4 protein-coding genes and 1 pseudogene are annotated in these 4309 nt (G+C 73.9%); 3 read left to right on the top strand and 2 right to left on the bottom strand.

Features of this window, described 5'->3' with window-relative positions; all coding sequences use genetic code 11:
* Window positions 1-49 precede the first annotated feature (49 nt).
* Window positions 50-127 carry a hypothetical protein gene (locus HGA02_RS20965; protein WP_246247709.1) on the top strand — a complete coding sequence of 26 codons (78 nt, stop codon included), beginning with the start codon at window positions 50-52 and terminating at the stop codon, window positions 125-127.
* Window positions 128-156: 29 nt separating this feature from the next.
* On the opposite strand, the pseudogene HGA02_RS11750 reads toward HGA02_RS20965, so the two are convergent.
* Window positions 157-1035 (bottom strand): annotated as a pseudogene (locus HGA02_RS11750) (RecQ family ATP-dependent DNA helicase); the annotation flags it as partial.
* A 172-nt stretch (window positions 1036-1207) separates the two neighbouring features.
* On the opposite strand from HGA02_RS11750, the gene HGA02_RS11745 reads away from it, so the two are divergent.
* Window positions 1208-1846 carry a GyrI-like domain-containing protein gene (locus HGA02_RS11745; protein WP_168679164.1) on the top strand — a complete coding sequence of 213 codons (639 nt, stop codon included), beginning with the start codon at window positions 1208-1210 and terminating at the stop codon, window positions 1844-1846.
* Between the two features lie 72 nt (window positions 1847-1918).
* Here HGA02_RS11745 and HGA02_RS11740 read toward each other — a convergent pair whose 3' ends face one another.
* The gene (locus tag HGA02_RS11740; RefSeq protein WP_168679163.1) at window positions 1919-3283 is read right to left on the bottom strand and encodes an MFS transporter; all 1365 of its coding nucleotides are present in this window, start codon (window positions 3281-3283) and stop codon (window positions 1919-1921) included.
* Between the two features lie 122 nt (window positions 3284-3405).
* On the opposite strand from HGA02_RS11740, the gene HGA02_RS11735 reads away from it, so the two are divergent.
* Complete coding sequence (locus HGA02_RS11735) at window positions 3406-4245, top strand: LLM class flavin-dependent oxidoreductase (RefSeq protein WP_168679162.1); 840 nt, start codon at window positions 3406-3408, stop codon at window positions 4243-4245.
* Window positions 4246-4309: the final 64 nt, after the last annotated feature.

The raw sequence follows: 4309 nt of genomic DNA, 5'->3' as shown, positions 1-4309 counted from the left end.
CACGGTCACGGGCGACGTGGACCTCGTCGTGCAGGTCCGCGCGCGCGACATGCGTCATCTCGAGCGGGTCGTCGAGCGCCTCGCGGCCGAGCCGTTCGTGTCCCGCACCCGGTCGACCTCCTGGTAGTACGCGTCGAGCGACGGCGGCGGGCCCGCGTGCACGACGGCCCGCACGTCGGCCCGGTCGACGCCCATGCCGAACGCGCTCGTCGCGACGACCGTGTCGTGCCGCCCGTCGAGGAACGTGTCCTGCACCCGCGCCCGCTCCTTCGCCGGGAGGCCCGCGTGGTAGACGAGCGCCGGACGCCCCGCGCGGTCGAGCAGCTCGGCGAGCTCCTCGGTGTGCGACCGCGTCCGCGCGTAGACGATGACGGCGCCCTCCGTGGCGAGGACCTCGTCGACGACGCGTGCGTCGCGGTCGCCCGGCGTCGACGCGGGGACCGCGCCGAGCCAGATGTTCGGGCGGTCGGCGTCGTGCACGAGCACGCGCGGGTCGTCCAGGCCCAGCCGCTCGACGATCTCGTCGCGCGCGTGGGCCGACGCGGTCGCCGTCATCGCGAGCACCCGCGGTCCGCCCAGCGCACGCACCGCCGACGCGACGTGCAGGTAGTCGGGCCGGAAGTCGTGCCCCCACTCGCTCACGCAGTGCGCCTCGTCGACGACCACCAGGCCGACGTCGGCGTCCCGGAGCGCCTCGACGACCGGGCCGCGGTGCAGCTGCTCGGGTGCGAGGAGCAGCACGTCGAGCCGCCCGTGCGCCGCGTCGTCGAGCGCCTGCGCCTGCTTCCCGCGCGAGACCGCGGAGCTCACGGTGGCCGCGCGCAGGCCGACCTCGCGCAGCGACTGCGCCTGGTCCCGCTGCAGCGCGACGAGGGGCGAGACGACGAGCGTGAGCCGCGCGGCGACCAGCGTCGCGATCGCGTACACCGCGGACTTGCCCGCGCCCGTCCGGGCGACGAGCAGCGTGTCCCGCTCGGCGAGGCCGCGCAGGGCGTCCTGCTGCGCGTCGCGCAGCGTCGCGTCCGGTCCGAGCACCTGCGTGACGGCGTCGTCGAGGGCGACTCCGCGGACGGGCGGCAGGGCAGTCGGCACGGGACCTCCGGGAGGGGAGCAGCGGGCGGGGCCTCAGCCTGCGGCAGCGGGACCGGTCCCGCATCCCGACCTGGCACGATGCTGGACGAGCGACGATCGAGGCGACGGAGGACGGATGCGCGACGGGCCGGCGGCCGGCAAGGTCGACCTCAAGAAGGAGATCCCGACGTACACGGCCCGGCGCGGCCGGTTCGACGTCGTCGAGGTCCCCCCGCTCACGTACCTCGCGGTCGACGGGCACGGCGACCCGAACACCGCACCCGAGTACACCGCCGCCGTGTCGTCGCTGTACCCGCTCGCGTACGCGCTGAAGTTCCTCAGCAAGACGCAGCTCGGCCGCGACTACACCGTCATGCCGCTCGAGGGGCTGTGGTGGTCGGCGGACATGGAGTCGTTCACGAGCCAGCTCGACAAGTCCCGCTGGGACTGGACGCTGCTGGTCCTCACGCCCGACTGGCTCACCGCCGAGCACGTCGGGACCGCGCGGGAGACCGTCGCGCGCAAGGGCGGTGCGCCGCGGCTCGACGAGGTCCGGCTCGAACGGCTCGACGAGGGGCTGTGCGTCCAGACGCTGCACGTCGGCCCGTACGACGCCGAGGGGCCCGTGCTCGACGCGCTGCACCACGAGTTCGTCCCCGCGCAGGGCCTGCGTCTGACGGGCAAGCACCACGAGATCTACCTCGGCGACGCGCGTCGCACCGCTCCGGAGAAGCTGCGCACGATCCTGCGGCAGCCGGTCGTGCGGACGGCCTGAGACCCGTCGGCGAGCGGCTCGGGAGCCCGGTCCTCCGCCGCGCCTCGCGCCGAGCTCGTCACGGCGCCGTCGTCACGCGTCCGTCGAGACCGCGTCCTTCTCCGGAGCCGCCGACTGCCGCCGGGCGTCCTCGACCGCGCGCCGGCCCGACGGCATCGCGAGCGCGACGCCCACGACGACGAACAGCGCGACGCCCGCGAGGACCAGCAGCAGCTCGACGCTGACGACGTCGGCGAGCGGCCCGAACACCGCCATGCCGAGCGGCATCGCGACCGCCATGACGATGCCGACGAACCCGAACACGCGGCCCTGCATCTCCGGCTCGACGGTCTCCTGCAGGACGGTCGTGGACGGCGTCGAGAAGAACGGCACCGCGAGGCCGAGCAGGAACATGAACCCGAGGAACACCCACAGGTTGGTCGAGACTCCGAGCCCGATCGAGATGCCGCCGAACGCGAGCGTCGACCCGATGATGAGCCCCACCCGGCTCCGCTTCGCCGCCCACACGGCGACCACCGCACCGCCGACGAGCATCCCGATGCTGAACGCGAGCTCGTTCGCGGTGAGCTTCCAGACCTCGGGCCCGAAGGTGCGCGCCACCATGAGAGGCGTGAGGTACGACGGGGCGACGATGAGCACGAACACGACCGCGAACAGCACGAGCACCCAGCGCACGAACGCGTGGCCCGCGATGTACCGCAGCCCGCCGACGAGGTCGCCGAAGTAGCTCGTCGGGCCGTCGTCGCCCTGCGTCCGGACGATCGTCGCGACCGGGACCAGGAGCAGCATCCCGATGCCGATCACCGCCGTGACCACGTCGACGAAGAACACCGCGACGATGTCCGCGCTCGCGTAGACCGCGGCCGCCGCGGCCGGGGCGACGAGCATCATCGCGGACTGGATCGTGGCGTTGATGCCGTTGACGCGCATGAGGTGGCGCGTCGGGACGATCTGGGGGACCAGCGAGGCGACCGCCGGGGTCTGCACGCCGGCACCCGCCGAGCGGATCGCGAGCGCCGCGTAGATGAGCCAGAGGTCGTCGTGGCCGGACAGCATGAGCAGCGCGAGGGCGAGCGTCGTCACCGCGATCGTCGCGTCGGCGCCGATGACGAGCAGCTTGCGGTTGTGCCGGTCCGCCCACACGCCGCCGAAGATCGAGACCACGGCCTGCGGCAGGAAGCCGAACACCGACGACAGCGCGAGGACCGCACCCGAGCGGGTCTCGAGCGTCAGGTGCCAGAGCACGGCGTACTGCACGAGCATCGAGCCGAAGAGCGAGACCGTCTGGCCGGACAGGAAGACGACGGTGTCGCGCACCCAGCCGGGACGGTCGGGCGGGGTGGTGTCGTCCGCGGACGCGTCGACGTCGGGGGGCGTCTGCGGAGCACGGGGATCGGGCTGGGCCGGGCTCGCCGGTGCGTGGGCGTCGTCGGTCACGCGCCCATCCTCCGACGGACCACCCACACGCCCAAGGCCTTTGGCCCGTCCCGCGACGGGTCGGGGGATGTCGGTGGTCGTCGGTAGCGTCGCCGGCATCGGCTGCGACGACAGGGGGAACGATGAAGTTCGGCATCGTCGGCACGTTCGGCACGACGGAGCAGGTGCTCGGCATGGCGGTCGACGCCGAGGAGTCGGGCTGGGACGGCTTCTTCACGTGGGACGCGATCGACCTCGGCCTCGACGGCGACGTGTGGGACCCGTGGGCGGTGCTCGCCGCGGCCGCCGTCCGCACGCAGCGCATCACGCTCGGCGCGCTCGTCTTCGCGCTCCCGCGCCGCCGCCCGTGGGTCGTCGCGCGCCAGGCCGTGACCGTCGACCATCTGTCGAACGGCCGGCTCGTCATCCCCGCGGGGCTGGGCGTGCCGATCGACCGCGGCTTCGTCGGCGTGTCCGGGGAGCTCACGAGCACGCGCGAGCGCGCCGAGCTGCTCGACGACCACCTCGCGATCCTGGACCTGGCCTTCCGCGGCGAGACGTTCTCCTACGACGGCCACCACCACAAGGTCGAGGACCTGCGCATCAGCACCCGGCCCGTCCAGCGGCCGCGCGTGCCGATCTGGGTCGTCGGGGCGTTCCCGAGCGACCGGTCGATGGGCCGCGCGCTGCGCTACGACGGCGTCATCCCGCAGCTGCGCGGCGACCGCGCGATGGAGAACCTCGGCCCGGAGCATGTCGCCGAGATTGCCGCCTGGGTCCGCGAGCACCGGGCGCCCGACGCCGGACCGTTCGACATCGTCCTGCAGGGCGTGCTGCCCGAGGACCCGGCCGAGGCGCAGGACCACGCGGACGCGCTCGCCGAGGCCGGCGCGACGTGGTTCGTCGAGTCGCGCTGGGAGGGTCCGGGGTCGACCTACGAGGCGCTCACCGACCGCATCCGCCGCGGCGTCCCCGGGCGGTGACCCTGCCGCCGTCGGACCCGCCTGCCCCGCCCGACCCACGACCGCCCGCGGAGCGCGCCTGGGG

Source organism: Cellulomonas septica, assembly GCF_012396155.1.
Lineage (GTDB): Bacteria > Actinomycetota > Actinomycetes > Actinomycetales > Cellulomonadaceae > Cellulomonas > Cellulomonas septica.
This window is presented reverse-complemented; position numbering and strand designations above follow the sequence as displayed.

Coding starts and splice junctions, on each gene's coding strand:
- HGA02_RS20965 (WP_246247709.1), top strand. CDS start 50: ATGCGTCATCTCGAGCGGGTCGTCGAGCGCCTCGCGGCCGAGCCGTTC.
- HGA02_RS11745 (WP_168679164.1), top strand. CDS start 1,208: ATGCGCGACGGGCCGGCGGCCGGCAAGGTCGACCTCAAGAAGGAGATC.
- HGA02_RS11735 (WP_168679162.1), top strand. CDS start 3,406: ATGAAGTTCGGCATCGTCGGCACGTTCGGCACGACGGAGCAGGTGCTC.